We start from the raw sequence: 24,364 nt of genomic DNA on the forward strand, positions 1-24,364 counted from the left end.
TGAATCAGGAAGTAACCCCATTGGGTTTCGGTAAGATATGCCCATTCTAATGGATGCTTTCCGCGATTGGCCCGCTCCTGGGTCCGTCGGTGCAAGGCTAGAGAGAACTATGCGTACTTGGATGTGTCTTATCTGTGGCTGGGTTTACGACGAGGAGGCTGGCTTGCCCGACGAGGGAATCGCTCCCGGCACCCGTTGGGAAGATGTGCCGCCGAACTGGGTCTGTCCCGAATGCGGCGCACGCAAGGAAGATTTCGAACTGATGGAGATCTGAGCCCCGCGGCTCGTGGCCGGCCGCCCGCGCAGGCGGCCCGGCGCAAAAATTGCGGGTGCCCGCTCAGATTGCCCTTCCAGGGGTTTGCCATGACCGAACACACTCGCTCCGAATCCGATGCCGACGACGCAGCCGCGTTGGCGGCCGATTTCTCCAATCAGTTCCTGTTGGCCATGCCCGGCATGGTCGAGGGCGCGCTGGCCGGCACCGTGATCTTCGTCTGCGAGCACACGCCGCGCGGCACGCTCGGGCTGGTCATCAATCGCCCCACCGACCTCACGCTGGGCTCGCTGTTCGAACGCATCGACCTCACGCTGGAGATCGGTCCCGTGTCCGACGATCTCGTCTTCTTCGGCGGTCCGGTCCAGACCGACCGGGGCTTCGTGCTGCACGCGCCGGCGGGCGACTACACCTCGAGCATCCGCCTGGGCGAGATCGCGCTCACCACCTCGCGCGACGTGCTGCAGGCGGTGGCCGACGGCAACGGCCCGCAGCGCATGCTGGTCACGCTCGGCTACGCCGGCTGGGGCGCGGGCCAGCTCGAAAGCGAGATGGCACAGAACGCCTGGCTGAGCGTCGATGCCGACGCCAGCATCATCTTCGACACGCCCGTCGACGAACGCTATCCCGCGGCGCTCAAGCTGCTGGGCATCGATCCGGTGATGCTTGCCGGTGACGCCGGGCATGCTTGAAGAAACCCTGCTCGCGTTCGATTTCGGCGAAAAGAAGATCGGCATCGCGATCGGCAACACGCTGACGCGGCACGCGCGCCCGTTGGAGATCATCTTCGACGAGCGCCGCGACGTGCGCTTCGGCCGCATCGAGGCCCTGCTCAAGGAATGGCAGCCGCAGCGCGTGGTCGTGGGCCTGTCGCTCAACACCGACGGCTCCGACCAGCCCGCCACGCTGCGCTGTCGGCGCTTCGCCAACCAGCTGCATGGCCGCTTCGGCGTCTGCGTCGAGCTGGTCGACGAGCGCGGCTCCAGCATGGAGGCGCAGCGCCTGCTGGGCACCCACGCGCCCGACGACGCGATGGCCGCGGCCGTGATCCTGCAACGCTACTTCGACGCCTTGCCGCAGGTCTGATGTTCAACCCCCAGCTCGACCGCGGGGGCGCGCTGGCGCACCTGCTCACCACCGAAGGATTGCCGCGCCGCCTGCTCGAGCCGCTGCTCGCGCGCGCCGCACGGCTTCTCGCCCAGCCGGCCGCTGCCGGCCCCGCCGCGCCGGCGCCTGGCGCGCTGGCGCTCCTGGCCGACCCGCCCGCGCCGCTGCTGCACGACGCCTGCGCGCGCGCGGCGGCGCAGCGGGGCATGGCGCTGGCCGATCCGGGCGCGCCCGCCTTGCCGCGCGGCCGCACCCTGCCGGACTGGCTCGGCGGCCTGCCGGCGCGCGGCATCGGCACGCTGGTGCTGCGCGACCGTGCCAGCGGCGCGGCGCATCTGGCCGCGCGGCTCGCGCCACCGGGCCTGCGCATCGTCAATGGCGGTGACGGCCCGCATGCCGATCCGGTCGCCGCGCTGGCCGCGCTGCTGTCGATCCAGGCCGCGCACGGCGGCTTCACCGAACTCACCGTCGCCTTCGTGGGCGACCTGAACCACGCGCCTGCGGCCCGCTCGCTGGTGCACGCGCTCACGACGCTGGGCGCGCCGCAGCTGCGCGCGGTGGCGCCCGCATCCCTGCTGCCCGAGGGCGTGGCCGCGCTGGGCCTGCATGCCTGGCCCGACGCCGACAGCGGCGTGGCCGACGCCGACGTGATCGTGCCGCTGCCCTGCGTGGGCGCGGCCTCCGGCTGGGCGCTCACGCCTGAGCGACTGGCGCGGGCCCGGCCCGGCGCGCGGGTGCTGCCGGCGCCCGATGCCGCCGCCTGCGCCGCCGTGCTGTCGGCGCTGCTCGCGTCCTGGCAGGAGGGCGCCTGATGAGCGCCGCGTCCTTCCTGGTCGTCAATGCGCGCCTGATCGATCCCGGCAGCGGTCTCGACCGCCCCGGCGCGCTGTGGGTCCGCGATGGCGTGATCGCGGCGCTGGGCGAGGTGCCTGCCGTGGCCGCTGCGGCGCCGGCGCGCGTCATCGATGCGCGCGGCCGCGCCCTGTTGCCCGGCCTGGTCGACCTCGGGTTCGGCCTGCCCGCCGATGCCGCCGATGCGCGGGCCCACCTGGCCGCCGCGGCGCGCGGCGGCGTGACGGCCGTGGTGTCGCCCGACCCGATGCGGGTGGCGGCGCGCGGCCTGCCGCGCATCCATGCGCCGCCCGCCGGCGTGGCCTGGCTGCGGCCGCACGACCCGGCCTTCGGCGCGGGCGTGGTGGCGGCCGGCGCCTATGCCACCCGGCTGGGCCTGGCCGGCCTGCCCGAGGCCGCCGAGGTCGCCGCCGTGCAGCGCGTGATCGCCGCCGTGCGCACCGGCCGCGAGCCACACCATCTGGCCAGGCTGTCCACGGCGGCTGCGCTGGCGCAGGTGCGGCAGGCGCGCGCCGAGGGGCTGCCGCTGAGCTGCGACATCGGCATCAACCATCTCCATCTCACCGAGCTCGACATCGGCTTCTACGACGCCCACTGCCACCTGCGGCCCCCGTTGCGCACGCAACGGGATCGCATGGCCCTGGCGCAGGGCCTGGCCGACGGCACGATCGCCGCGCTGGTCTCCGACCATACCGTGCTCGGCCCCGACGACAAGCTCGCGCCCTTCGCCGAGACCGTGCCCGGCGCCGCGGGCGCGGGCCTGCTGTTCTCGCTGGCCTATAAATGGGCGCGCGACAGCGGCCTGCCGCTGTCCCGGGCCCTGGCCTGCGTCACCAGCGGCCCGGCCGCGCTGGCCGGGCTGGCGGGCGGCCGGCTCGCCGTGGGCGCGCCGGCCGACCTGTGCCTGGCCGACCTCGACGACGACTGGCTGGCGCCGCCGGCCGCGCCGGGCGCAGGCATTGCCGCGACACCGTTCGCGGGTATGATGCAGCCCGGTCGCGTGTGTGCCACCTGGGTGGGTGGGCATCCGGCCTGGGAGACCTCGTTTTGAAACTGCTGCGTTTCATTGCCAGGGTGGCGCTGGTGTTGCCCTGGATCCTCTTCGGCCTGCTGTGCGTGAGCCTGGTGTACCGGGTGCTCGACGGCAACCGACGTGCCGCGCTCAATCGCTTCTGGTCGCGCGTGCTGATGCGCATGTGCGGCGTGCGGATGCACATCAGCGGCGAGCCGCGCCTGCAGGGCGCCGTGCTCTGGGTGGCCAACCACGTCTCCTGGATCGACATCTTCGTGGTCAACGCGGTGCGCGCCACCTCGTTCGTGGCCAAGGCGGAGATCCGCGCCTGGCCGGTGATCGGCTGGCTGGCGGCCGGGGCCGGCACGCTCTTCATCGAGCGCACCCAGCGCCACGCCGTGCATGCCATGGGCGAATCGATCCAGGCCTGTTTCGCGCGCGGTGAGGCGGTCGGCCTGTTTCCCGAAGGCACCACCACCGAGGGCCTGGACCTGCGGCCGTTCCACGCCAGCCTGTTCGAGCCGGCGCGCGTGGCCGACGTGGCCGTGCAGCCCGTGGTGCTGCGCTTCAAGCACCACGGCGAGCGCAGCGGTTTCGCGGCCTTCGTGGGCGAAGAAACCCTGGTCGCCAATCTCTGGCGCGTGCTCGGCGCCACCGGCATCTCGGTCGAGGTGGTGTTCCTGCCGGCGCTCGACACCCATCACGCCGACGGCAAGCCGTTCACCCGCCTCGAGGTGTCGCGCGCCGCGCGCGCCGCCATTCTCGAACGCCTCTGACGCGGCGCCGCGCCAAGAAAAAACCACGGCACGCCGTGGTTTTTTTTTCAGCGTCGCGCCGCGGTGTTCATTCGCCGCGCGGATCCTGCGACTGGGCGCAGCGGATCTGCACCAGCTTGCGGTCGTGCAGCCGCAGCGCGGTGAGCGAGCCGCCCCACACGCAGCCCGTGTCGAGGCAGACGAGGTGGGGGCGCACCAGCAGCCCGAGCGTGGACCAGTGTCCGAACACGATGGTCACGTCGCGCGTGGCGCGGTTGGGCACGTCGAACCACGGCACCAGGCCGGCCGGCCAGGCGCCCGGCGCCACCTTGGTGGCGAACTCCATGTGGCCGTTGGGCGTGCACAGGCGGATGCGGGTGAGGGCGTTGATGATCACGCGCAGGCGCTTGCCGCCCTTGTGATCCTCTTTCCAGTTGGCCGGCTCGTTGCCATACATCTTCTGCAGGGCCTTCTGCCAGTTGGGGCCGCGCAGCGCGCGCTGGACCTCGTCGGCCAGCGCCAGCACCTTTTCCACGTCCCATTTGGCCAGCACGCCGGCATGCACCATCAGGTGCTCGTGCTCGAAGTGCGCGAGCGGCCGATGACGCAGCCAGTCGATCAGGTCGGCGGCATCGGGCGCGCGCAGGATCTCGTCGAGCGTGTCCGACTTGGACGGCTTGCGCACCCCGGCCGCCGCGGCCAGCAGATGCAGGTCGTGGTTGCCCAGCACCGAGACGGCGCGATCGCCCAGCGCGATGATGCGGCGCAGGGTCTCGAGCGACTGCGGGCCGCGGTTGACCAGGTCGCCCGCAAACCAGAAGCGCGCGTCGGGGTCGGCCGCCACGTCGGGGTGGGCGAGCAATTGATCCAGCGATGCGCAGCAACCCTGCACATCGCCAATCATCCAGATGCTGCCTGTCATACCGGGACTTTTCTCCAGGGCCAGCGGCGCTCCATGAAGCGCGAGATCGCGTGGCGGTATTCCATGAGGATGAGCGCGCCGAGCGCGAGCGTCAGCGCGGCGACGTTGGGGCCCAGCGCCGTGAGCCAGGGCGGCCAGCGGTTGAGCATGCCGACGTTGAGCGCGAGCTGGTTCACCATGAAGAACGCCACCCCGAGCAGGATGCCGATGAAGACCTTGGCACCGACGCCGCCGCGGCGCGTCTGCATGAAGCCGATCGGCGCGGCGATGGTGATCATCACCAGCAGCGTGAACGGGTAGACGAACTTGCGCCACAGCGCGACCACCTGGCGGTCGGCCTGGAGCTGGTTGTTGTGCAGGTAATCGATGTAGTCGATCAGCGTGGCGAGCGACATGCGTTCCGGTGTCAGCACGCGCGCCAGCAGGCGTTCGCCGTTGAGCGTGGTGTCGAGCCGCAGGTCGGGCACCTTCACCACCGACGCGGGCGGGCGCTCGGGCGGCTTGCCGTTGGCGAGCGCCTCGGCGGCCTGTGCGTCGATGCGGGTCTCGGTGACGTTGGTGAGCACCAGGTCGCCATCCTGGAAGCGGCCGTCGCTGGCCTGGGCCAGGCTCTGCAGTTCGAGATTGGGCTTGAGCTCGAACAAGGTCACGTCCTTCACCTCGCCATTGCCCAGCAGCGTCTTGATGTTGATCACCCGCGTGCCGCCCGAGCCGGTGGGTTCCTTGAACCAGTAGCCGCTGTTCAGGCGGCCGCCGCCGGCCTTGCCGCGCAGCGTCAGGGAGGCTTCGCCGCTCTTGATCTCGGCGATCGGGGTGACGAATTCGGAAAGCAGGGTCGCGCCGATCATCAGCGGGATCGTGATGAGCCAGAGCATGCGCATCAGGCGCATGCCGCTCACGCCCGAGACGCGCAGGATGACGAGTTCGTTACGCTGGGCCAGGCCGGCGAGCGCCAGGATGGCGCCGATCAGCAGGCCGATGGGCAGCAGGTCGTAGAGGCGCGTGGGCAGGGCCAGGCCCTGCATGTAGAACAGTGCCCACATGCTGAACTTTTCCCCGACGCTGTCGAGGTCGTCGACCAGCGCGAAGAACGTGAACAGCCCCAGCAGGGCCAGAAGGACCACTGCGCAGGAGCGATAGATCTCGCGGGCCAGGTAACGGCGGGCAGTACGCATGAATCGAGGAACCGGTGGGACGCGCTTTCTTGGTGACGCGTAAAACACGACAGCTTAACAAATAAGAGCCACGCCCGGCCCCTCAGGGGATCTCCACCATGCGCATGCGCCGCTGCAGCGTGGCGGTGCGCGAGTTCAGGTAGCCGGTGTAGCGATGCTTGTCATAGTAGCGGGGATTGGGCAGCATCGCGGCCAGCCGGGCCGCCTGGGCCGCGCCCAGGTTCGCCGCGCTGGTGTTGTAGTAATGCCGCGCCGCGGCCTCGGCACCGAACACCCCCACGCCCCATTCGGCGACGTTGAGGTAGAGCTCGAGGATGCGCTCCTTGCTCATCACCCGTTCGATCATGAAGGTCAGGATCAGCTCCTGGCCCTTGCGCGCGTAGCTGCGCGAGCTCGACAGGAACAGGTTCTTGGCGAGCTGCTGGGTGATGGTGGAGCCGCCGCGCACGCGCGCGCTGCCGCTCGACTCCTGCTTCTGGTTGTATTCCCAGGCCTTGCGGATGGCATCCCACTCCACGCCGTCGTGCTCGGTGAAGTTGGCGTCTTCCGACGCGATCACCGCCTGCTTGAGATTGCGGTTGATCTTGTCGTAGGGCACCCAGGTGTACTCGAGCTTGACCTCGGGGTCCTGCTCTCGCAGGCGCGAGAGCTCCTGGCGCATGATGGCCGAGCTGCCCGGCTCGCGGTACGCATACCAGACCACCATGCAGAACATCCACAGCTGATAGAGGATGAACAGGCAGGCGAGCCCCATCACGATCGCGGTGGACACGCGCCACCAGTTCAGGCCTCGGCCGCGGGACGAGCGGGCGGCAGCCATGCCGCTCAGGCCTCCTGCGCCAGCAGCGCCGCCCGCAGCTGGGTCAGCACCGGCGCGGGGTCGGGCCGCACGCCGTGCCAGAGATAGAAGCTCTCGGCCGCCTGGCCGACCAGCATCCCCAGGCCATCGGCCGTCAGCGCGGCGCCGTCGGCGTGCGCCTGGCGCAGGAAGGCGGTGGGGTGGGCGCCATACATCATGTCGTAGGCCAGCGCGTCCGGCGCATAGAGGCCGGGCGGCAGGTCCGGCGCGGCGCCGGTCAGGCCGCTGGCGGTGGCGTTGATCACCACGTCCCAGCCGCCCTCCCGGCCGGCCTCGGCCAGGGTGCCCGCGCTGATGCCGGTGGCCGCGAGCGCGCCGTTCACGTTCCAGTCGTTGACCAGCTCGCGGGCGCGTTCCGCGGTCCGGTTCACGACCCGGATGCGCGCGCAACCAGCCTGGGCGAGCGGCTGCAGCACGCCGCGCGCGGCGCCACCGGCGCCCACCAGCAGCACGCTGGCGCCGTCGAGGCGGGCGCCGAGGCGGCGCAGGTCGCTCACCAGGCCCACGCCGTCGGTGTTGCAGCCGTACACCTCGCCGTCGCGCCACCACAGCGTGTTGACCGCGCCGGCCAGGCGCGCGCGATCGCTGAGGTGGTGGCGCGCCAGCGCATAGGCCTCCTGCTTGAACGGCACGGTCACGTTGAGCCCGGCGCCGCCCTGGTCCATGAAGGCCTGCACCGTGGCCGCGAAGCCGTCCACCGGCGCCAGCAGCCGGTCGTAGCGCAGCGCCACGCCGGTCTGTTCGGCGAACACGGCATGAATCTGCGGCGAGCGGCTGTGGGCGATGGGATTGCCCACCACGGCGTAGAGCGGAATCGCGGAGTCCTGGGTCATGGCGCGGAGGTTTCCAGAGTGTCGTTGACGAAATGCCAGGTGCGCGTGATCACGAGCTCGTCGGTGGTGCGCGCGATGTCGGGCGGGAAGGGCGCGAAGGGCGCCGCGAGCTGCACGATGCGGCGCGCCGCCTGGTTCAGCACGGCGTGTTCCGAGGGCTGGTCGATGTCGAACCCGGCGAGCGTGCCGTCGGCGCGCACGATCACGGTGATACGCAGCTTGCCATAGATCCTGCCTCGGGCCTGGTCCGGGAAATGCTGCGTGCCGATGGTTTCCACCCGGGTGCGCCAGGCGTCGAGATAGGCGGCGTAGGGCGAGGCCTGCGCGGAGGGCGCCACGAAGCTGCGGCGCGGCTGGGCGTTGTAGGCCTGCACGCGCGCCGCCAGCGCGGCGACCTGGGCGTTCTGCACCACGCCGGGCTGGTCCTGCGGCGCGTCGCCCGGCTGGGACGACTCGTCCCAGGGATGCACCGGGGTGCGCTCGGTCGCGCCCGCGTCGCGCGATTGCAGCTGCGTGAGCAGGCGCAGTTGTTCGGCTTCGAGCTGGGCCTGGCGCTGGCGCATGGCCTCGAGCACGATGGTGTCGGGGGAGTCGCCGGTGCGCGGCAGCGGGGTGGTGGCCAGGCCGCGCTCGGCATTGCCGCCGCCATCGACGTCGGTCTGGGCCAGCACCTGCGCCTGCACCGGCGCGGTGGGCGTGTGGGCATTGACCAGCGCCACCTCGAGGCTGGCCGGCACGGGCCGGGCGGGCGCGCTCGCGCCCCAGCGCCACGCCAGCAGGCCGGCGTGCACCAACAGGGAGATGGCCGTGGCGACCAGCAGATAGTGCTGGGCGGGAGCGCCCAGCCAGCGCCAGAAGCGACCCGGCGGCGAGGACGGGGATCGGGAGCGTTGCACGCTGCCGATTTTAGCCCCAGCCATGCGACCGCCGGCGCCCCGCCATCAGGCCTCGACCGTGCCGAGGTAGCGGCAGTCGATCTCGAGCGTGAGCTCGTCGCTGCCCAGGATGTCGATCTCGACGGCGGTGCCGCGTTCGAGCTCGGGCAGGCCGCCGACCCGGGTGACCAGGGGGGCGTTGCCCAATCGGACCAAGTCTTCGCGCAGCACGTGGGCCACGCAGCGCGTGACGTTGTTCTGCTTGAGCCAGCGCAGCACCCAGTAGCGCTCCATCGCGCTCTGGAACTCGGCCCAGGCGGTGTATTGCGCGTCGAAGGCGCCGATGATGGCGAACAGGTCGGCATCCTTGGGCTTGAACGGCGCCACCAGGCGCGCCGACACGCCGTGCTCCACGGCGGCGATGAGCTGCCACTGGTTCACCAGGTCGACGTAGCGGCGCAGCGGCGAGGTGCTCCAGGCGTACTGCGGCACGCCGATGGCCTCGTGGGGCAGCGCCTGGGTGCTCATGCGCACCCGGCCGGCCTGTTGCGAGCGGTAGATGCCCGGCACGCCGTGCTGGTGCAGCAGGCCGCCCCAGGTGTTGTTGGCCAGGATCATGTACTCGGCCACCATGCGGTCCAGCGGGGCATTGCGCTGGCGCGGCACCAGCCGCACGATGGTGTCCGGATCGTCGGGGTTGCCGTCGAGATAGAAGCTGTACTCGACGCGCGAGTTGTTTTCGGGCTTGCCGCGCACCGCCTCGCGCTGGGCGCTCAGGTGCTGGGCCAGGCGCCACAGCGGACGCAGCCAGTGGCCGTAGGGCAGGGGTGCGTCCGGATCGGCCAGCGCCGCCTCCGTGATCTCGGTGTCGAGCGTGTTGTGGCGCAGGTTCTCGCGCACCACGATGCGCTCGAGGCGGGTCTCGGTGGCGCTGATCTCGCCGGTGGCGAGGTCGGCGGTCACATAGAGCGAGAGCGCGGGCACCTCGCGCCCGGCGTCGAGCGAGAAAGCCTGGATCACGTTGTCCGGCTGCATCGGGATCTTGTCGCCCGGCATGTAGACGGTCGACAGGCGGGCACGCGCCAGCTTGTCGAGCTCGCCGCCGCGCGTCACCGACAGGCCGGGCGCCGCCACGTGGATGCCGATGCGCACCAGGTCACCTTCGAGCGGAGTGACCGACAGCGCGTCGTCGATCTCGGTGGTCGTCACGTCGTCCACCGAATAGATCTCGGCGTCGGCCAGGGGCAGCTCGCGCTCGATCGGGGGGATCTCGACGTCGGGGAAGCCCACGCCGCGCGGGAAGTTCACGGCCAGGAAGCGGCGCTTGTGCAGGGCCAGCGGATGCGGCCAGGCGCCCAGGTCCAGCAGCAGCCGCTCGGGGCTCTTCTGCAGGCGGGCGCAGGCGGCGTCGAGCGCCTTCCACTGCATGGTGTTCTTGTCGGGCCGCACCACCAGCGCCTCGGCCATCTGCGCGATTTCCTCGGGCAGCTGGCCGGCGGCCATCTGGTCGACCCAGGCGTCCTGCTGTTCGGCCTGGCGCTGCTTCTTCTCGATGGCGGCCAGGGCGGCGGCCAGGATGTCGGGCGGGGCGGGGCGATACTGGCCGCGACCGCGGCGATGGAAGTAGGCCGGTGCGCCGTGCAGGCGCATCAGGATGGCGGCCTGCTCCACCGCGTTCGGGGCGTGGCCGAAGTAGTCGGCGGCGAGCGCCGGCGAGTCGAACTCTTCCTGCGGCGCGCATTCCCACAGGAATTGCAGATCGATGTCCTCGGCCATGACCTGGGCCTGGCTCATCAGCGCGGCGGGGTCGGGCGAGGCGAAATTGAAGAGGGTGCTGTTGCGCTTGATCTTGCTGCGCTTGCCCGACTCCGACTCCACCTGCAGGCTGGCGTCGGTCTCCGACATGATCTTGCCGGCCTTGAAACTGCCGTCATCTTCGTAAAACACGTACATATTGAGGGGTCCATCGGGCCGGGCGGGCCGCGCGCTGTGTCTTGAGGCGGGTGTTATCGGTGGGGGCTGGCCAGCGCGAAATCAAGCACCTCGTCGAGGTGATCTGCGAAATCCGAGAGGCCGTGATCGCTGCCTTCGATGATGCGCTGGCGGCAAGCGCGGAAGCGGTCACGCATCTCTCGCCAGTCCAGCACCTCGTCGCCGGTGGCGGCAATCAGGAAATAACGGTCGGGGCGGGTGATCTCCGCCACGTCCAGCGCCTTCAGCTCGTCCACGTACTCGGGGCGGAAGATGAAAGGCGCGTCGGAATGATACATGCGGTGCTCGCCGACCTGGGTCGCGAGGTCGCGCGCCGCATGGACGGCCGGGTTCAACAGCACCGCCTTGCACCCGAGCCGCTCGGCCGCCCAGGTGGCGTAATAGCCCCCGAGCGACGAGCCGATCACGGTGAGGTCGGCGGGGTCGCCATCCGGCACCAGCAACCGGGCCGCCTCGGCCGCGATCAGCGCCGCGGCCTCGGCCGGGCTGGCCGGCAGTTGCGGGCCGGACCACTGCCGCGTCAGGCCGCGCGCCTGCATCGCCTGCGCCATCAGCCGGCCCTTGAACGAGTCGGGCGAGGAGCGGAAACCGTGCAGGTAGAGGATGCGGGCGGAGGTCATAAGTGCGTTTCCGGGTGTTCAGGCGCCGGCGCGGGCGGCCAGCGCGTCGAGCAGCTTGCCGTGCACGCCGCCGAAGCCGCCATTGCTCATCACCAGCACGTTGTCGCCCGGCCGGGCGGCGGCCACGACCGCGTTCACCAGCTCGCCGAGATCGTCATGGCTGGAGGCGCGCGCGCCGAGCGGGGCCAGCACCTGGGCCGGGTCCCAGCCCAGCGCGTGCTTGCCCTCGTGCGCGCCGAAGCAGAACACCAGGTCCGCGCCCTTGAGCGCCTCGGGCAGCCGGGCCGCCATCGTGCCCAGCTTCATCGTGTTGGAGCGGGGCTCGAGCACGGCCAGGATGCGGGCATCGCCGACCTGGCGGCGCAGCCCGGCGATGGTGGTGTCGATCGCGGTGGGGTGGTGCGCGAAATCGTCGTAGACCCGCACGCCGCCCACGGTGCCGCGCAGCTCCATGCGGCGCTTCACGCCGCCGAAGCGCGACAGCGCCTCGATCCCGGCGGGCGCGTCCACGCCGGCATGCTCGGCCGCGGCCAGCGCGGCCAGGGCGTTCATGCGGTTGTGCGCGCCGCTGAGCGTCCAGCGCAGAGTGCCTGCCGGCTTGCCCGCGCGCAACACCTCGAAGGCGCCGTCATCATCGGGTTCGCCGGCGCTCCAGGCGCCATCCGCGCCGAACCGTACCGTTTCCGACCAGCATCCGCGCGCAATCACGCGATCCAGCGCCGGCGAGTCGGTGGGCAGCACGATGCGACCCTCCGATGGGATGGTACGCACGAGATGGTGGAATTGGGTCTCGATCGCGGCGAGATCGGGGAAGATGTCCGCGTGGTCGTATTCCAGGTTGTTCAGCACCGCCGTGCGGGGACGGTAGTGCACGAACTTGGAGCGCTTGTCGAAGAAGGCGGTGTCGTATTCGTCGGCCTCGATCACGAAGGGCCGCACGGCCGGATCGAAGCGGGCGGAGACCTTCAGGTCGTTGGCGACGCCGCCGATCAGGAAGTTGGGCGCGAGGCCCGCATGCTCCAGCACCCAGGCCAGCATCGAGCTGGTGGTGGTCTTGCCGTGCGTGCCGGCGACCGCGAGCACGTGCGCGCCCGGCAGCACGTTTTCGCCCAGCCATTGCGGACCCGAGACGTAGCGCGCGCCCGAATTCAGGATGGCTTCCATCAGCGGGTTGCCGCGGCTCACCACATTGCCGATCACGAACAGGTCGGGCTTGAGCGCGAGCTGCTCGGCGCCGAAGCCCTCGATCAGGTCGATGCCCTGTTCGGACAGCTGCGTGCTCATCGGCGGATAGACGCCGGCGTCGCAGCCCGTGACCTTGTGCCCGGCCGCCCGCGCGATCAGCGCCAGGCCGCCCATGAACGTGCCGCAAATACCAAGAATGTGCAGGTGCATACGAATCTCCTGCCCGCATTGTAGAGGCTTGCGCGCCGGCTGCCCGGCACGGCGGGACTCGGCAGATGCGGCGCCAGCGGCTATGATCGCGGCATGAATCGCCGACTCTTCCTGTCCACCGCCGCCATCGCCATCGTGGGCGCCGGTGCCGCCACGCTGTATGCCGGACGCAAATCCGCGCCGGCCGATGCCGCACCGGGCGCCGCTGCGTCGGGCGCCGCCACCGCGTCGGGCACGCCCGACCTGTACGCCTTGTCGTTGCCCGACGTGGGCGGGCAGACCCAGGCGCTGGCGCAGTGGCGCGGCAAGCCGATGGTGGTGAATTTCTGGGCAACCTGGTGCGCGCCCTGCGTGCGCGAGATGCCCGAGCTCGATGCCTTGGGCAAAAAATACGCAGGCGTTCAATTTGTCGGGATCGGCGTCGATAGCGCCGACAACATCCGCAAATTCCAGGAAAAAGTCAGCGTTTCCTATCCGCTGCTGGTGATGGGCATGGGTGCCATCGACACGCTGCGTCAGCTGGGTAATCCGGCGGGCGGGCTGCCTTTTACGCTCGTTTTCAAAGCAGATGGCAGCATTAGCGAGAAAATCCTGGGGGAAATCGACCCGGCCAAGCTCGACGCCTCGCTGGCGCAGCTAGTGGCTTGATTCGATTGGACAAATAACAGGAATTGGCGTAAAAAGTCGGTTTATCGATTGTTTTGCCAGCATATCGGCAAGCTCCATGGCGCAACGCATACTGGTATTGCATGGCCCCAATCTGAACCTGCTCGGGACTCGCGAGCCTCATATCTACGGCAGCCTCACGCTGGCGCAGATCAATGAAGGCCTCGAAGCCCTGGCGGCGCAATTGGGCGTGACGCTGGCGGCCTGGCAGAGCAATCACGAGGGCGCGCTGGTGGACCGCATCCAGGCGGCCGCCCAGGACGGCACCGACTTCATCATCATCAACGCAGCGGCCTACACGCATACCAGCGTGGCGGTCCGTGATGCGTTGGCCGGGGTGGCGATCCCATTTATTGAAGTACATTTGTCCAACCTGTACAAGCGCGAACCGTTCCGTCATCACTCGTACCTCTCCGATCTTGCCGTGGGCCTGATTTCCGGCCTGGGCGCGGATGGCTACGAGGCGGCCCTGCGCTACGCGGTGCGGCACTGACTCTCACCCGGATCAAGATTTACATCCTAAATACCCGGCGCGACCCGGATCAGACACGGGCGCCCTCAAACTCAATCGGGAAGCAGCTTCTATGGACCTCCGAAAACTCAAGACCCTGATCGACCTGGTGGCGGAATCGGGCATTGCCGAGCTCGAAATCACCGAAGGCGAAGGCAAGGTTCGCATCGTCAAGTTCTCCCAGGCGCTGCAGCCCGTGGCCTACCACGCGCCCGAGGCTCCCGCTTCGGTCGTGGCCGCCGCCGCGCCGGCCGCAGCCCCCGCTGCCGAGCCCGCCGCTCCCGTGATCCAGGGTCACGTGGTCAAGGCGCCGATGGTCGGCACCTTCTACCGCGCTCCCAATCCGGGCGCCGCTCCCTTCATCGACGTCGGCCAGTCCGTCAAGGAAGGCGATCCGCTGTGCATCATCGAAGCGATGAAGCTGCTCAACGAGATCGAAGCCGACAAGTCGGGCGTCATCAAAGAAATCCTGGTCGAAAACGGCGAGCCCGTTGAATACGGTCAACCGCTGTTCGTCATTGGCTGATAGCGAAAAATGTTTGAAAAAATCCTGATCGCCAATCGCGGCGAGATCGCACTGCGCATCCAGCGCGCCTGCCGCGAGCTTGGTATCAAGACCGTGGTGGTGCACTCCGAGGCCGACCGCGATGCCAAGTACGTCCGCCTGGCCGATGAGTCGGTCTGCATCGGACCCGCTCCCTCGCGCGAGAGCTACCTGAACATGCCGGCCATCATTTCGGCTGCCGAAGTGACGGACTCCGAGGCGATCCACCCCGGTTACGGCTTCCTGTCGGAAAACGCCGATTTCGCCGATCGCGTCGAAAAGAGCGGCTTCGTCTTCATCGGCCCGCGTCCCGACACGATCCGCCTGATGGGCGACAAGGTCAGCGCCAAGCGCGCCATGATCGAGGCCGGCGTGCCGGTGGTGCCGGGTTCGGAGGGCGCGTTGCCCGACGATCCGCAGGAGATCCTGCGCGTTGCACGCGAAGTGGGCTACCCGGTCATCATCAAGGCCGCCGGTGGCGGTGGTGGCCGCGGCATGCGCGTGGTCTACACCGAAGCCGCGCTGCTGAACGCCGTCACCATGACGCGTTCGGAAGCGGGCGCCGCGTTCAACAATCCTGAAGTCTATATGGAGAAGTTCCTCGAGAACCCGCGCCATGTGGAAATCCAGGTGCTGGCCGATGGCGGCCGCAACGCCGTCTGGCTGGGTGAGCGCGACTGCTCGATGCAGCGCCGTCACCAGAAGGTCATCGAAGAAGCGCCGGCACCGGGCATCGCCCGCCGCCTGATCGAGCGCATCGGCGACCGCTGCGCCGACGCCTGCCGCAAGATGGGCTATCGCGGCGCGGGCACGTTCGAGTTCCTGTACGAAAACGGCGAGTTCTATTTCATCGAAATGAACACCCGGATCCAGGTCGAACACCCCGTGACCGAGCTGATCACCGGCATCGACCTGGTGCAGCAGCAGATCCTGATCGCCGCCGGCGAGAAGTTCACGCTGCGCCAGCGCGACATCGCCTTCAAGGGCCATGCGATCGAGTGCCGCATCAACGCCGAAGATCCGTTCCGCTTCGTGCCCAGCCCCGGCCGCATCACCAACTGGCACGTTGCCGGTGGTCCGGGTGTGCGCATCGATTCGCACGTGTTCAACGGCTATTTCGTGCCGCCGAACTATGATTCGATGATCGCCAAGGTCATCACCTACGGCGACACGCGCGACCAGGCCCTGGCCCGCATGCGCACGGCGCTGTCGGAAATGGTGGTCGAGGGTATCCAGACCAACATCCCGCTGCATCGAGAGCTGTTGCAGGACGCCCGCTTCATCGAAGGCGGCACCAGCATCCACTACCTCGAAAACAAGTTGGCTCAGCGTCCCTGACCAACCTGACCGGGGGGCCGCTGGCCCCCTGTTTTTTGCTTGGCTATATTAGGCAGACGCGCCCGCGTGGCGCCCTGCCCATGGAATTCGACACATGCGTGAACTCGTTCTTCATTGCCGCGAGGCGCAGGCCGAAGCGCTGTCCGATGCCCTGCTCGAAGCAGGCGTGCTGTCGGTTTCGGTCGAAGACGCCGATTTCGGCACGGAGGAAGAGCGGCCGCTGTTCGGCGAGCCCGGCACCGAGCCCGAAGTGCAGGCCTGGGACCACAATCGCGTGGTCGCCCTGCTGCCCGACGGTGCCGACCCGGCCCAGCTGCTGGCGCAGGCCGCCACCGAGGCCGGCCTCGATCCGGCGCTGTTCGAGGGCTGGACCCTGCGCGACGTGCCCGATGCCGACTGGGTGCGCCTGACGCAGGCGCAGTTCGGTCCCATCCAGATTTCCGAGCGCCTGTGGATCGTGCCGAGCTGGCATCGCGACGATCCCGGCGTGGCCGAGGCCATCGCCGCCACGCCCGACACCGCCATTCACATCGAGCTCGATCCGGGCCTGGCCTTCGGCACCGGCAGCCACCCCACCACGCACCTGTGCCTGGCCTGGCTCGAAGCCGAGCTGCCGCAGGGCGCCACGCTGCTCGACTACGGTTGCGGCTCCGGCATCCTGGCCATCGCGGCGCGCAAGCTGGGCGCCGGCAAGACGCTCGCGGTCGACATCGACCCGCAGGCGGTGCAGTCCAGCGTCGACAACGCCCGCACCAACCAGGTCGAGCTGAGCGCGATGCTGCCCGACGGCCTGGCCGACGGCACCTTCGACGTCGTGGTCGCCAACATTCTTTCCAATCCGCTCAAGGTGCTCGCGCCGATGCTGGCCGGCCGTGTCGCGCCGGGCGGCGCCCTGGTGCTGTCGGGCGTGCTCGAGCGCCAGGCCGAAGAAGTGGCCGCCGCCTACGCGCCGTGGATCGATCTGTCGGTCTGGCGTGCGCGCGACGGCTGGGTCTGCCTGAGCGGCCGCAAGGCCTGATGACGGGGGCGGCGGCATGGCCCTGGTGACCCGTTGCCCGCAATGCGGCGCCGCCTTCAAGGTGGTGGCCGACCAGTTGCGCGTGCGCAATGGCCTGGTCCGCTGCGGCGCCTGCCAGACCGTGTTCGACGGCCGCGCCTGCCTGGTGCAGCCCGAAGCGCCGGTCGTGCCGCTGCTCACGCAGCCGGCCGACGAGACGCCGCCCGCGCCGGTGCCCACGCCGGTGCCCACGCCGGTGCCCACCCCGGTGCCCACGCCCACCCCGGCGCCTCATCTGGCGCCGCCGGTCGAGCCCGCCATCCCCGACGTGCACACCCCGCCCGCGCCTGCCGTGCCCGAGGTCGCGCCCGCCGTGCTGCGCGGCCGCGCCGACATGCGCCGCGACGCGCCCGAGCAGGCGGCCGACGACGATAACGACGAGAACGACGCGTTCGACGAGGGGGCCGACGCGGCGCCCGCGCCGCTTGCGTCAGCCGCGCCGTATGGCCGCACCGAACCCCAGGTTTCCTTCCCGCCCCTGCGCGCCGCGCGCGACGAGGCCGGGCGCGAGCCGCGCCTCGGCACGCCGGCCCCCTGGGACGACACGCCCGCGCGGCCGGACGACGCGCCGGCCGTGATGCGCGGCGTGGCCCGCCCCGGCCAGGTGCGCGGCGAGCCCCGTCTCGGCGCGGGCCCGCGCGAGCCGGTCTGGCGCGATGGCGCCGGCGAGGCGCAGCCCCAGCCCGATCCCGACCCGGACGACGACGCGCCGCGCTGGCGCGCGCCCCTCGAGGCCGAGCCGCGCATCGGCGCCCACGAAGACGACGACATCCGCGCAGCGGATCCGCAGGACGACGAAGACGAGTCGCAGCCGGTGGTGCAGGGCGAGTCCCGCACCCGCTACTCCAGCGCCACCGACAGCGGCCGCACGCCGCCCGAATTCCTCGACGACGACCGCAGCGAATCGCGCCGTGCCGGCCGCCGGATCTGGAGCCTGCTGTGCGTGCTGGGCATCGTGGCGCTGCTGTTGCAGCTGCTCTACGTCTACCGCACCCCGATCGCCACCACGATTGCGCCGCTGCGCCCGGTGCTCGAGCTGGCGTGCCAGCCGCTCGGTTGCAGCGTCGGCTACGCGCGCCGCATCGAGCGCATCGCCATCGCCTCCTCGTCGTTGCAGCCGCCCAGCGGCAGCGCCGGCGCGGCGGAAGAAGGGCGCAGCCAGCTGGTTCTGAATGTGATTTTGCGCAACCGGTTCGACAAGCCGCAGCCCTGGCCCGCGCTGGTGCTGCAGCTCACCGACATGTCGGACACGGTGGTGGCGCGCAAGGTGCTGATGCCGCGCGACTACCTCACGCCGCAACAGGCCGCCGGCCCGTTCGCCGCGGCCGGCGAGGCGCGCATTTCGGTGCCCGTCCAGGTCAGCGGCCTGCAGGTCAACGGCTATCAGCTCGACAAATTCTTTCCCTGATTCATCTTTGAGGATCCAGCATGACGGCCCCTGTTTTGATTTGCGGTTCCATGGCGTTCGACACGATCGCCGTGTTCGAAGGGCGCTTCAAGGAACACATCCTGGCCGAGCGCATCCAGTCGCTCAGCGTTTCGTTCCTGGTGCCGTCGATGCGCAAGGAATACGGCGGTTGCGCGGGCAACATCGCCTACAACCTGAAGCTGCTGGGCGGCACGCCGCTGCCGGTGGCCACGGTGGGCGAAGACGCGGGTGAGTACCTCGACTACCTCGCCAAGCTGGGCATCGACAGCACCTACGTGCGCACCGTGCCGGGCACCTTCACGGCCCAGTGCTACATCACGACCGACCTCGACGACAACCAGATCGCCGCGTTCCACCCGGGCGCCATGGCCTTCTCGGCCGACAACGATCTGTCCGCGGCGCAGGCGCAATGGGCCATCGTCGCGCCCGACGCCAAGGAAGGCATGTTCGCGCACGCCCAGGCGCTCAATGCCCGCGGCATCCCGTTCATCTTCGACCTCGGCCAGGCCATGCCGCTGTTCGATCGCGACGACCTGGAGCGCATGATCGGCCTGGCGCAGGCCATGACCGTCAATGATTACGAAGCCGGCGTGGTCGAGCAGCGCACCGGCCGCAGCATGCAGGACATCGCCAAGACCCTGAAGGCCGTGGTCATCACCCGCGGCGCGCAGGGCGCGACGCTGATCACCGAAGGCCAGACCACCGAGATCGCGCCGCTCACGGCCGACGCCGTGGTGGACCCCACCGGTTGCGGCGACGCGCACCGGGGCGGTCTGCTCTACGGCCTGACCGCCGGCTGGAGCTGGGCCGACAGCTGCCGCCTGGGCAACCTGATGGGCGCGATCAAGATTGCCTCGCGCGGCCCGCAGAACCACGCCCCGTCGCACGCCGACATCGACGCGCGCCTGCACGCCGCCTACGGCCTGCGCCTGGGCTGAGATCGGGCGGCCATCCCGCCGGGGTGGCCGCCGTTTTGCGCAAAATCAGACTTTGCGCTTGCCACCACGCCTTTGGCGGGAACCTCCCGCCAAAGCGCCGCCTCTAATCATCGGATAAGCTCAAACAGGGCCAAAACGATGTTCCCGGCCTCCCGCCCCTCGCTTCGGCGATCCCCGCGGTTACAGGCTCGTCTACCTTGGTTTCACCCTGTTTCGGCCTCGCGCAAATAACGGCACGGGCCGGAGTATCATCAATTCATCAGTGTCGTCGTTCCGATCGAGGAGTTTCAATGACCCCCACTCTTACCCCCTCCAAGTCGGTTCCGCGTGCCGGCCGCTGGCTGGCTGTGGCCGCCCTCGTCACGTCCGTGGCCGTGCTGTCGGGTTGTGCCAATCCCAGCGCCTCGGCCAACACGTATTCCTACGGCCAGGCCCAGCGTGAACAGATCGTGCGCACCGGCACCGTGACGGGCGTGCGTCCGATCACCATCCAGAACGACAAGTCCAGCGGCGGCGGCATGCTCGCCGGCGGCGCCCTCGGCGGCGTCGCAGGCAACGCCATCGGCGGCGGCACCGGCCGCGCCATCGCCACGGTCGGCGGTGTGATCCTCGGCGCCCTGGCCGGCAACGCGGTCGAAAACCAGGTGGGCCGCAGCTCGGGCTACGAAATCACCGTGCGCCTCGACAACGGCGAGACCCGCGTGGTCGCGCAGGAAGCCGACGTGCCCGTGAGCGTCGGCCAGCGCGTGCAGGTCGTCAGCGGCGCAGGCCCGACCCGCGTCACGCCGCTCTGATTCCCGGTTTTACCAGGCATCGCGCGCAGTAGGATGGGCCCCACTGCCGGGCCTGGCCTCACCGCCAGGTCCATGCGAGCAAACCCGCGTCCCTCAGGGGCGCGGGTTTTTTATTGGGCGCCGCGCGGCGGTGCGGCGGCATCGTGTGTTCCGTACCACAAGCCTCATCCCCATGGATGAGATTCAGCGTGTCGTCAGTTATCGGCTTGTATAGTCGCGTCGCAACTCTCGGGGGCGGGGGTGATCAAGCCCGTAGAGGGCGCCTGACCATATTCATCCTATGCACACCGAGCAAGAACTCCACACCCGGATCGGCGAGATCGTCGAGTCGATCGTCCTGAAGAAAGTCTCTCCCGATACCCCGCTGATCTCCTCCGGCCTGGTCGACTCGCTCGCCGCCGTGGACATCACTCTCGCGGTCGAAGCGGAGTACGGTTGCAGCATCCCGGCTCCCGAAATCGCTGAGCACATGCAGTCGGTTCGCGTTCTCGCCGGCTATGTTGCTGCCCACGCTTCGTAATCCCCGCCTGCTGTCGCACATCGCTGCGGCAGCCACCGCCACGGCGCTGGCGCTGGGATGCTATCTGGGCGCCGACACCGCGCTGACGCAGGCGGTGCAACCGCGCTCCAGCCTGCCCTCGGTCAGCGACAACTACCTGCCCAACCTCGGCCCCGACTGGGGCACGCAGAACGTCAACCTGACGCGCCTGGGCAATGCCCTGTCCGACGGCACGCTGGTGGTGCTGGGCTCGTCCGAGCTGTCCAGCCACGACCTGCGTTTCGTGCCGTACCGCTTCTTCCCGCAAGAGCTCAAGGTGCCGACGCTGGCCTATGGCCACGCCATGTTCCAGTCGTATGGCATCGTCAGCGTGCTGGAGTCGGTGGCCGATTCGCTCACGCCCAACTCGCGCCTGGTCGTGATGGTGTCGCCGGCCTGGTTCGCCTCGGGCGGACAGTTGCCGCGCTCCGCGTTCGCCGAGCATGTGAGCGGCCCGGTCTGGGACAGGCTCTGGGACCGGCCCGCCACGCGCGAGCAGATGCAGACCTGGATCACCAACAACGCCAACTGGGGCCTGCTGTGGCTGATCGCCAATGGCCAGGCCGCCGAGCTGAAGGACAAGCTGCAGCTGTGGTGGAAGGCGCGCGGCGAGCCGCAGCCCGACAAGCCGCGCAGCGCGCTGTCGGTGCCGGCGCACAAGTACGTGACCTGGCCCTCGGCCGCGCGCCTGTCGGGCACGCAGTGGGACAAGCTGCTGGGGCAGGCGCATGAGGTCGAGCACAAGCTGGGCAGCAACAATCCCTACGACGTGCGCGACGACTACTACCAGCAGTATCTCGCGCCGCTGAACTCGCCCGCGCGCAACGAATTTCCCGATCTCGCGCCGATGGCGCGCCCCGAGCTCGGCGACCTGGCGCGCGTGATGGCGCTGCTGCAGCAACGCAAGGTGCGCGCCTACTTCGTGATCCAGCCCTTCAACCCCAAGCTGATCCTCGACGTGGAGCGCTTCGATCCGGTGGTCGATGCGATCAAGGGGATGTGCGAGCGCTACGGCATGGGTTGCCTGGACATGTACAGCATCCCCTTCCAGCGCGGCATGGTGCGCGACGACATGCACCTGGCCGAAGTCGGCTGGGCCATGGCCGACCGGGGTATTGCGGAGTTCTTCTCGCGATGAAACGCTTTCTGTGGCACCTGTGCCTTTATATCGGCCTGATCCTCGTGTTCGTGCTGCAGGCGACGCCGCCTACCGGCAGCGGCGGACCGATCAAGGTCGAATTCCAATACCAGCAGTTCTGAGTTCGCCATGGAACTGTTCGCCAGTTTGAATTTCTTCGGCTCCGCGCTGCTCGGCAGTCTCGGCCTGCTGGTCTACCGCTCGCTCGCGCTGCCGTGGCGCATCGGCTACCGCCAGGTGATCGCGCTGCTGTCGGTGGTGATCTGGCTCGCGATCTTCGGCGCGCGGCCCTGGCAGCCGCTGGCCCTGCTCGCGATCTCCGGCGCCGCGCTGTATGCCAACCGCCGCGGCTGGTTGCCCACCTGGGCCAGCGTCATCATCACGATGTCGCCGCTGCTGCTGGTCAAGACCGGCGTCACCACGCTGCCCGGCATGCTGGGCCTGTCGTTCGCCACCTTCCGCGCCATCGACGTGCTGCTGTTCGCGCAGCGCAACGAGCGCGTCTCCGCGCTCGACTACTTCATCTATCTGTTCTTCCCGCTGGCGCTGCTGGCCGGGCCCATGTATCGCTGGCGCAGCTTCCAGGCCGACCTGAAGCGCGGCTACGAAGGCGTCACGCTCGACACCTGGCTCACCGGCCTGGAGCTCACGCTGCTGGGCGTGATCCAGAAGTTCGGCCTGGCCGAGGCGATCTGGCGCTACGGGCTGGCCACGCTGGACGCGCACGATTATTCGTTCACCGGGGTCGCGCTCAACGCCTCGCTCTACAGCTTCTACCTGTTCTTCGACTTCGCCGGCTACAGCAGCATGGCGATCGGGATCGGCATGCTGTTCGGCTTCACGCTGCCCGTGAACTTCCGCAATCCGCTCGCCACTCTCAACCCGCAGGACTTCTGGCGCCGCTGGCACATCAGCCTGTCGGAGTGGCTGCGCGACGTGGTGTTCATGCCGATCTACAAGGCCCTGTCCAAGACGCGCTTCTTCGGCCGTCATCGCCTGGCCGCGCAGAACATCGGCATCTTCGCCACGCTGCTGGCGATGGGCGTATGGAACGGGCTGGCCTGGCACTACATCGTCAGCGGCCTGATGTTCGGCGCCTATTCGGTGGGGCACAACCTGCTGGTCAACGCGAGCCGTACGCGCCCGGGGCTGCAGGCCTTCATGGCGCGCCGGCCGGTGCAGTGGGCGGGCCGCGCGCTGACCCTCGTGCTCGCCGCGCTCGCGCTGTATGTGTTCAGCGGCCGCAGTCCCATCTGAGGCGGCCACGCCGCTACGCTCCCGACCCTGGTGTTCCATGCGACTCGATCTGCACACGTTCCAATTCGTCGACGCGGCGCGCGCGGATGACGCGCCCGCCGTGGTCGCGCCCGATCGCAGCCTGAGCTGGCAGGCCCTCGCGGCCGAGGCGCGGGCCTGGGCCGAGCGCGCCCGCGCGGCGGGTGCTGGCCCCGACCGCGCCGTCGTGGTCTACGGCCACAAGCAGGCCGGCTTCTTCGTGGCCATGACCGGCGCGCTGCTGCTCGGCGCGCCGTTCGTGCCGGTCGACACCATCTATCCCCCCGAGCGCCTGCGCCGCATCGTCGAGATCGTCGGCGCCGCCACCGTCTATGACGCCGCGCAGGACCGCTTCGAGGCCGGCGCCGCCGCGCCGCGCGTGCTCGACGAAACCGGCCTGGCCTACGTGATGTTCACCTCGGGCAGCACCGGCGATCCGAAGGGCGTGCAGATCGGCCGCGAGAGCGTGGCGCTGCTGGGCGAATGGATGGCGCGCGACTTCGGTTTGGGCGAGGCGCCGGTATTCATGAACCAGGCGCCGTTCAGTTTCGACCTGTCGATGTACGAGGTGTTCGGCACGCTCGCCACGGGCGGCACCTGCTTGATGTCGTCGCGCGACCAGATCGCCGCGCAGGCGGCGTGGCTCGCCGGCCTCGCGCAGGCCGGCATCAACGTCTGGGTCTCGACGCCGTCGTTCGCGCACCAGCAACTGGTGAGCCGCGATTTCTCGCCGGCCATGCTGCCGACGCTGCGCTGTTTCCTGTTCTGCGGCGAGCCGCTGCCGGTGGCCCTGGCGCGCAAGCTGCGCCAGCGCTTCCCCGATGCGGTCATCCTCAATACCTATGGCCCGACCGAGGCCACCGTCGCCACCACCGCGATCGCGATCGACGACGCCGTGCTGGCGGCGCACGAGGCGCTGCCGATCGGCCGCGCCAAGCGCGACAGCCTGGTGTTCGTGCGCGACGGCGAGCTCTGCATCGTGGGCGATCACGTGATGCGCGGCTATCTGAATCGGGCCGACCTGAACCAGAGCAAGATGTTCGTGCACGAGGACGGCCGGCGCGGCTTTCGCACCGGCGACCTGGGCGAGGAAGGCGAGGGCGGGCTGTTGTTCTGCCGCGGCCGCATGGACGACCAGATCAAGCTCAATGGCTATCGCATCGAGCTCTCGGAAATCGATGCCGTGCTGGCCGATCTGCCGGGCGTGGCGGGCGGCGCCTGCGCCGTGCTGCGGCGCCCGGACGGTACCGCGGTGCGGCTGATCGGTTTCGTGGACGCGGCGGTGGCGCGCGCGGGCTTCGACGTGCCTGCCGCGCTGGAAGACTGGAAGGGGCGGCTGGCGCGGCGCCTGCCGCCTTATATGGTGCCGTCGGAACTGGTGGCCTGCCCGGGCCTGCCGATGTCGGCCAACCACAAGACCGACCGCAAGAAGCTGCTCGACATCTACGCCGCGATCGAGGTGTGA

27 protein-coding genes are annotated in these 24,364 nt (G+C 69.4%); 19 read left to right on the forward strand and 8 right to left on the reverse strand.

Translation table 11 applies throughout. The annotated features are described in order from the left end of the window. Nucleotides 1-109 precede the first annotated feature (109 nt). From CEG14_RS02985 to CEG14_RS03010, 6 genes are all read left to right on the forward strand, one after another. Entirely contained in the window at nucleotides 110-274 is a 165-nt protein-coding gene (locus CEG14_RS02985; protein WP_003814980.1) for a rubredoxin, read from the forward strand. Between the two features lie 89 nt (nucleotides 275-363). After that, nucleotides 364-966, forward strand: a complete 603-nt coding sequence (locus tag CEG14_RS02990; protein WP_094824855.1) for a YqgE/AlgH family protein — start codon at nucleotides 364-366, stop codon at nucleotides 964-966. After that, on the forward strand, nucleotides 959-1,360 hold the full coding sequence (ruvX, locus tag CEG14_RS02995; RefSeq protein ID WP_094825266.1) for a Holliday junction resolvase RuvX: 402 nt from the start codon (nucleotides 959-961) through the stop codon (nucleotides 1,358-1,360). The genes CEG14_RS02990 and ruvX overlap by 8 nt, the downstream gene beginning before the upstream one ends. Further along, on the forward strand, nucleotides 1,360-2,193 hold the full coding sequence (locus CEG14_RS03000; RefSeq protein WP_094824856.1) for a hypothetical protein: 834 nt from the start codon (nucleotides 1,360-1,362) through the stop codon (nucleotides 2,191-2,193). Before ruvX ends, CEG14_RS03000 begins: the two co-directional genes overlap by 1 nt. Next, entirely contained in the window at nucleotides 2,193-3,284 is a 1,092-nt protein-coding gene (locus CEG14_RS03005) for an amidohydrolase family protein (protein ID WP_094824857.1), read from the forward strand. Before CEG14_RS03000 ends, CEG14_RS03005 begins: the two co-directional genes overlap by 1 nt. Further along, nucleotides 3,281-4,021: a lysophospholipid acyltransferase family protein gene (locus CEG14_RS03010; RefSeq protein WP_094824858.1), complete on the forward strand. Its 741-nt coding sequence runs from the start codon at nucleotides 3,281-3,283 to the stop codon at nucleotides 4,019-4,021. Before CEG14_RS03005 ends, CEG14_RS03010 begins: the two co-directional genes overlap by 4 nt. Before the next feature lie 67 nt (nucleotides 4,022-4,088). Here the strand turns inward: CEG14_RS03010 and CEG14_RS03015 are convergent, their stop codons facing one another. The 8 genes from CEG14_RS03015 to mpl form a co-directional block, all read right to left on the reverse strand. After that, nucleotides 4,089-4,922 carry a symmetrical bis(5'-nucleosyl)-tetraphosphatase gene (locus CEG14_RS03015; protein WP_094824859.1) on the reverse strand — a complete coding sequence of 278 codons (834 nt, stop codon included), beginning with the start codon at nucleotides 4,920-4,922 and terminating at the stop codon, nucleotides 4,089-4,091. Then, on the reverse strand, nucleotides 4,919-6,097 hold the full coding sequence (lptG, locus tag CEG14_RS03020; RefSeq protein ID WP_094824860.1) for an LPS export ABC transporter permease LptG: 1,179 nt from the start codon (nucleotides 6,095-6,097) through the stop codon (nucleotides 4,919-4,921). Before lptG ends, CEG14_RS03015 begins: the two co-directional genes overlap by 4 nt. An 82-nt stretch (nucleotides 6,098-6,179) precedes the next feature. Next, nucleotides 6,180-6,917, reverse strand: a complete 738-nt coding sequence (gene mtgA / locus CEG14_RS03025) for a monofunctional biosynthetic peptidoglycan transglycosylase (RefSeq protein WP_094824861.1) — start codon at nucleotides 6,915-6,917, stop codon at nucleotides 6,180-6,182. A gap of 5 nt (nucleotides 6,918-6,922) precedes the next feature. Next, the gene (gene aroE / locus CEG14_RS03030) at nucleotides 6,923-7,789 is read right to left on the reverse strand and encodes a shikimate dehydrogenase (protein WP_094824862.1); all 867 of its coding nucleotides are present in this window, start codon (nucleotides 7,787-7,789) and stop codon (nucleotides 6,923-6,925) included. Then, entirely contained in the window at nucleotides 7,786-8,685 is a 900-nt protein-coding gene (locus CEG14_RS03035; RefSeq protein WP_179280536.1) for an energy transducer TonB family protein, read from the reverse strand. The genes aroE and CEG14_RS03035 overlap by 4 nt, the downstream gene beginning before the upstream one ends. A 45-nt stretch (nucleotides 8,686-8,730) precedes the next feature. After that, nucleotides 8,731-10,617: a ribonuclease catalytic domain-containing protein gene (locus tag CEG14_RS03040; protein WP_094824864.1), complete on the reverse strand. Its 1,887-nt coding sequence runs from the start codon at nucleotides 10,615-10,617 to the stop codon at nucleotides 8,731-8,733. 53 nt (nucleotides 10,618-10,670) lie between these two features. Next, the gene (locus CEG14_RS03045) at nucleotides 10,671-11,276 is read right to left on the reverse strand and encodes a YqiA/YcfP family alpha/beta fold hydrolase (RefSeq protein ID WP_094824865.1); all 606 of its coding nucleotides are present in this window, start codon (nucleotides 11,274-11,276) and stop codon (nucleotides 10,671-10,673) included. An 18-nt stretch (nucleotides 11,277-11,294) separates the two neighbouring features. Beyond that, nucleotides 11,295-12,671: a UDP-N-acetylmuramate:L-alanyl-gamma-D-glutamyl-meso-diaminopimelate ligase gene (gene mpl, locus CEG14_RS03050; RefSeq protein ID WP_094824866.1), complete on the reverse strand. Its 1,377-nt coding sequence runs from the start codon at nucleotides 12,669-12,671 to the stop codon at nucleotides 11,295-11,297. Nucleotides 12,672-12,764: 93 nt separating this feature from the next. Here mpl and CEG14_RS03055 point away from each other — a divergent pair, with 93 nt between their 5' ends. The 13 genes from CEG14_RS03055 to CEG14_RS03115 all read left to right on the forward strand — a co-directional run bounded on the left by CEG14_RS03055 (nucleotide 12,765) and on the right by CEG14_RS03115 (nucleotide 24,364). Further along, nucleotides 12,765-13,319 carry a TlpA family protein disulfide reductase gene (locus tag CEG14_RS03055; RefSeq protein ID WP_094824867.1) on the forward strand — a complete coding sequence of 185 codons (555 nt, stop codon included), beginning with the start codon at nucleotides 12,765-12,767 and terminating at the stop codon, nucleotides 13,317-13,319. A gap of 76 nt (nucleotides 13,320-13,395) precedes the next feature. Continuing rightward, nucleotides 13,396-13,830 (forward strand): type II 3-dehydroquinate dehydratase, encoded by a 435-nt coding sequence (aroQ, locus tag CEG14_RS03060; protein ID WP_094824868.1) that lies wholly within the window; start codon nucleotides 13,396-13,398, stop codon nucleotides 13,828-13,830. Between the two features lie 91 nt (nucleotides 13,831-13,921). Continuing rightward, entirely contained in the window at nucleotides 13,922-14,374 is a 453-nt protein-coding gene (gene accB / locus CEG14_RS03065) for an acetyl-CoA carboxylase biotin carboxyl carrier protein (protein WP_094824869.1), read from the forward strand. 9 nt (nucleotides 14,375-14,383) lie between these two features. Then, the gene (accC, locus tag CEG14_RS03070; RefSeq protein WP_094824870.1) at nucleotides 14,384-15,730 is read left to right on the forward strand and encodes an acetyl-CoA carboxylase biotin carboxylase subunit; all 1,347 of its coding nucleotides are present in this window, start codon (nucleotides 14,384-14,386) and stop codon (nucleotides 15,728-15,730) included. A gap of 94 nt (nucleotides 15,731-15,824) precedes the next feature. After that, nucleotides 15,825-16,748: a 50S ribosomal protein L11 methyltransferase gene (prmA, locus tag CEG14_RS03075; protein ID WP_094824871.1), complete on the forward strand. Its 924-nt coding sequence runs from the start codon at nucleotides 15,825-15,827 to the stop codon at nucleotides 16,746-16,748. Between the two features lie 16 nt (nucleotides 16,749-16,764). Then, nucleotides 16,765-18,195: a DUF3426 domain-containing protein gene (locus CEG14_RS03080; protein ID WP_094824872.1), complete on the forward strand. Its 1,431-nt coding sequence runs from the start codon at nucleotides 16,765-16,767 to the stop codon at nucleotides 18,193-18,195. Nucleotides 18,196-18,215: 20 nt separating this feature from the next. Then, nucleotides 18,216-19,154, forward strand: a complete 939-nt coding sequence (locus CEG14_RS03085; protein ID WP_094824873.1) for a carbohydrate kinase family protein — start codon at nucleotides 18,216-18,218, stop codon at nucleotides 19,152-19,154. A 290-nt stretch (nucleotides 19,155-19,444) separates the two neighbouring features. Continuing rightward, nucleotides 19,445-19,948, forward strand: a complete 504-nt coding sequence (locus CEG14_RS03090; protein WP_094824874.1) for a glycine zipper 2TM domain-containing protein — start codon at nucleotides 19,445-19,447, stop codon at nucleotides 19,946-19,948. Nucleotides 19,949-20,228: 280 nt separating this feature from the next. Next, nucleotides 20,229-20,468: an acyl carrier protein gene (locus CEG14_RS03095; protein WP_094824875.1), complete on the forward strand. Its 240-nt coding sequence runs from the start codon at nucleotides 20,229-20,231 to the stop codon at nucleotides 20,466-20,468. Further along, nucleotides 20,446-21,624 carry a D-alanyl-lipoteichoic acid biosynthesis protein DltD gene (locus CEG14_RS03100; RefSeq protein WP_094824876.1) on the forward strand — a complete coding sequence of 393 codons (1,179 nt, stop codon included), beginning with the start codon at nucleotides 20,446-20,448 and terminating at the stop codon, nucleotides 21,622-21,624. The genes CEG14_RS03095 and CEG14_RS03100 overlap by 23 nt, the downstream gene beginning before the upstream one ends. Continuing rightward, nucleotides 21,621-21,746 (forward strand): hypothetical protein, encoded by a 126-nt coding sequence (locus CEG14_RS26555; RefSeq protein WP_094824877.1) that lies wholly within the window; start codon nucleotides 21,621-21,623, stop codon nucleotides 21,744-21,746. Before CEG14_RS03100 ends, CEG14_RS26555 begins: the two co-directional genes overlap by 4 nt. 7 nt (nucleotides 21,747-21,753) lie before the next feature. After that, nucleotides 21,754-22,881, forward strand: a complete 1,128-nt coding sequence (locus CEG14_RS03110; protein ID WP_094824878.1) for an MBOAT family O-acyltransferase — start codon at nucleotides 21,754-21,756, stop codon at nucleotides 22,879-22,881. Between the two features lie 37 nt (nucleotides 22,882-22,918). After that, nucleotides 22,919-24,364 carry a D-alanine--poly(phosphoribitol) ligase gene (locus CEG14_RS03115; protein ID WP_094824879.1) on the forward strand — a complete coding sequence of 482 codons (1,446 nt, stop codon included), beginning with the start codon at nucleotides 22,919-22,921 and terminating at the stop codon, nucleotides 24,362-24,364.

The organism is Bordetella genomosp. 1, from assembly GCF_002261335.1.
Taxonomy (GTDB): Bacteria; Pseudomonadota; Gammaproteobacteria; order Burkholderiales; family Burkholderiaceae_B; genus Bordetella.

Excerpts from the sequence above, each read along its gene's own strand:
- CEG14_RS02985 (WP_003814980.1), top strand. The coding sequence starts at position 110 with ATGCGTACTTGGATGTGTCTTATCTGTGGCTGGGTTTACGACGAGGAG.
- CEG14_RS02990 (WP_094824855.1), top strand. The coding sequence starts at position 364 with ATGACCGAACACACTCGCTCCGAATCCGATGCCGACGACGCAGCCGCG.
- ruvX (WP_094825266.1), top strand. The coding sequence starts at position 959 with ATGCTTGAAGAAACCCTGCTCGCGTTCGATTTCGGCGAAAAGAAGATC.
- CEG14_RS03000 (WP_094824856.1), top strand. The coding sequence starts at position 1,360 with ATGTTCAACCCCCAGCTCGACCGCGGGGGCGCGCTGGCGCACCTGCTC.
- CEG14_RS03005 (WP_094824857.1), top strand. The coding sequence starts at position 2,193 with ATGAGCGCCGCGTCCTTCCTGGTCGTCAATGCGCGCCTGATCGATCCC.
- CEG14_RS03015 (WP_094824859.1), bottom strand. The coding sequence starts at position 4,922 with ATGACAGGCAGCATCTGGATGATTGGCGATGTGCAGGGTTGCTGCGCA.
- lptG (WP_094824860.1), bottom strand. The coding sequence starts at position 6,097 with ATGCGTACTGCCCGCCGTTACCTGGCCCGCGAGATCTATCGCTCCTGC.
- mtgA (WP_094824861.1), bottom strand. The coding sequence starts at position 6,917 with ATGGCTGCCGCCCGCTCGTCCCGCGGCCGAGGCCTGAACTGGTGGCGC.
- aroE (WP_094824862.1), bottom strand. The coding sequence starts at position 7,789 with ATGACCCAGGACTCCGCGATTCCGCTCTACGCCGTGGTGGGCAATCCC.
- CEG14_RS03040 (WP_094824864.1), bottom strand. The coding sequence starts at position 10,617 with ATGTACGTGTTTTACGAAGATGACGGCAGTTTCAAGGCCGGCAAGATC.
- CEG14_RS03045 (WP_094824865.1), bottom strand. The coding sequence starts at position 11,276 with ATGACCTCCGCCCGCATCCTCTACCTGCACGGTTTCCGCTCCTCGCCC.
- mpl (WP_094824866.1), bottom strand. The coding sequence starts at position 12,671 with ATGCACCTGCACATTCTTGGTATTTGCGGCACGTTCATGGGCGGCCTG.
- CEG14_RS03055 (WP_094824867.1), top strand. The coding sequence starts at position 12,765 with ATGAATCGCCGACTCTTCCTGTCCACCGCCGCCATCGCCATCGTGGGC.
- aroQ (WP_094824868.1), top strand. The coding sequence starts at position 13,396 with ATGGCGCAACGCATACTGGTATTGCATGGCCCCAATCTGAACCTGCTC.
- accB (WP_094824869.1), top strand. The coding sequence starts at position 13,922 with ATGGACCTCCGAAAACTCAAGACCCTGATCGACCTGGTGGCGGAATCG.
- accC (WP_094824870.1), top strand. The coding sequence starts at position 14,384 with ATGTTTGAAAAAATCCTGATCGCCAATCGCGGCGAGATCGCACTGCGC.
- prmA (WP_094824871.1), top strand. The coding sequence starts at position 15,825 with ATGCGTGAACTCGTTCTTCATTGCCGCGAGGCGCAGGCCGAAGCGCTG.
- CEG14_RS03080 (WP_094824872.1), top strand. The coding sequence starts at position 16,765 with ATGGCCCTGGTGACCCGTTGCCCGCAATGCGGCGCCGCCTTCAAGGTG.
- CEG14_RS03085 (WP_094824873.1), top strand. The coding sequence starts at position 18,216 with ATGACGGCCCCTGTTTTGATTTGCGGTTCCATGGCGTTCGACACGATC.
- CEG14_RS03090 (WP_094824874.1), top strand. The coding sequence starts at position 19,445 with ATGACCCCCACTCTTACCCCCTCCAAGTCGGTTCCGCGTGCCGGCCGC.
- CEG14_RS03095 (WP_094824875.1), top strand. The coding sequence starts at position 20,229 with ATGCACACCGAGCAAGAACTCCACACCCGGATCGGCGAGATCGTCGAG.
- CEG14_RS03100 (WP_094824876.1), top strand. The coding sequence starts at position 20,446 with ATGTTGCTGCCCACGCTTCGTAATCCCCGCCTGCTGTCGCACATCGCT.
- CEG14_RS26555 (WP_094824877.1), top strand. The coding sequence starts at position 21,621 with ATGAAACGCTTTCTGTGGCACCTGTGCCTTTATATCGGCCTGATCCTC.
- CEG14_RS03110 (WP_094824878.1), top strand. The coding sequence starts at position 21,754 with ATGGAACTGTTCGCCAGTTTGAATTTCTTCGGCTCCGCGCTGCTCGGC.
- CEG14_RS03115 (WP_094824879.1), top strand. The coding sequence starts at position 22,919 with ATGCGACTCGATCTGCACACGTTCCAATTCGTCGACGCGGCGCGCGCG.